The organism is Emticicia sp., assembly GCF_049241225.1.
GTDB lineage: Bacteria > Bacteroidota > Bacteroidia > Cytophagales > Spirosomataceae > Emticicia.
On record NZ_JBMLRC010000372.1, the window covers coordinates 1 to 1,628 of the forward strand.

Sequence of the window (1,628 nt, forward strand, 5' to 3'; positions counted from 1 at the left end):
TGCTAAGAAATAAGTAATAGTCAACGGTCGGTGGTCGATTGTCCACAGATAAAAAACGTGTCTCGGTACCTGAGCGAAGTCGAAGGTCGAGACACGTTTTTTTTTATTATTACTTCGCTTTCAGCGTTTTATCAATCACTTCGAGTAGGCCATTTTGTGGTTTGTCTTCACGTAATTGCCAAAACATAATGCCATTTAGTTTATTCTTGATTACGTACTCAGTTTTGAGTTTCATTGACTCGGGGTCGTCGTAAGAGAAAAACAATTTTTCTTCTTCTGAAAATAGATACGGAGCTTGAGCCGTGGAATCCCAATATTTTTTGTAGGTTTTGTGTTCGGCTAAATATTTTTCTAAATTATTATAAGAAATCCCTCGCTCAAACTTACAAGGTTGATAAAGTCCGTTGTTTTCGGTGGCACTTAGCTTAAATACCCGACCATACATAGCCGCTCCAATCGCAATTTTATTGGCAGGCACACCTTTAGCAATGAGCATTTTTACACCATTATCAACCGACTCTTTTAGTTGTGGAGTTGAATACAAACCCGTGTGATGGCCACTTACTTCGCTGTATCCATGCACTAAATCATAGCTCATCAGATTGATTCGGTCGAGTAGGGGCGTAACTTTCTCCCATTCAACCGATTCTTCAATGTATTTGGCAAAACCGCCCGCTGCAAAACTTAACTCGTACTTATTGCCGAAAGTGGCTCGAAGAGTTTTGATGAGTGCCGTAAAATTTTGTTTATCTTCGGGCATAAACGGATGCCCAGGAGGGCCAGCAATGGCAGGGTATTCCCAATCTAAATCAAGTCCGTCGGCATTGAAACTTACGAAAAGCTTTTTCACCGAAACTGCAAATTCTTCTCGTGCTTTTTGGGTAGAAAACACACCCGAACAAGTATAGCAACCTTCCCAACCACCCAACGAAAGTATAACTTTGAGTTTCGGATTTTTCTTTTTCAATTCAACTAAACGATTGATAGTCAGGCTGTCGTTTTTATTGTCAACGGCCAGTACATTTCCTTTTAAATGCAGAAATGAAAAAATAATGTGCGTGAGTTTATCGACTTGATATTGGTCGATGTCTTGACTATTGCCAGCATAATAACCAATAACGGCAATTTCTTTTTGTTTTTGAGCTTGGGCGAATGTGCTTACCATAAAAATAAAGCAACAAAAGCAAGTAAGTAGGAGGGTTTTAGTTTGTGATTTCATGAAGAGTGCTTAGAAAAAACTTTAAAATGGATTTATTTAAAAAGATTTTTCAAAGATACGATTGGAAAGGGCTTTTATTGCATATCAAAAATGATAGTAAATCCTTCGTTCCCTCAGAGTCTCCTGTAAGGGACTCTGAGGCATTGGTCTATGTTTTTGGGTAAATATTGTACACTTCGTTTTTGCAAAGCTCCTCGCCCTCAGAGTCCCCTACGTGCCTTCGGGAGACTCGTTCCCTCAGAGTCTCCTGCAAGGGACTCTGAGGCACTGGTCTATGTTTTTGGATGAATATGTTACACCTTTTTCGCAGAGCCCCTTGCCCTCAGAGTCCCCTACGTGCCTTCGGGAGACTCTTTACGCTCCATCAGTGTCTCCTGCAAGGGACACTGATGGCATTGGACTATAAAGC

General features: G+C 40.7%; 1 protein-coding gene. It reads right to left on the bottom strand.

The window, feature by feature from the left end:
- Positions 1-109: 109 nt before the first annotated feature.
- Entirely contained in the window at positions 110-1,219 is a 1,110-nt protein-coding gene (locus tag ACOVO2_RS19630) for a glycoside hydrolase family 18 protein (RefSeq protein WP_421771608.1), read from the bottom strand.
- Between the last annotated feature and the right edge of the window lie 409 nt (positions 1,220-1,628).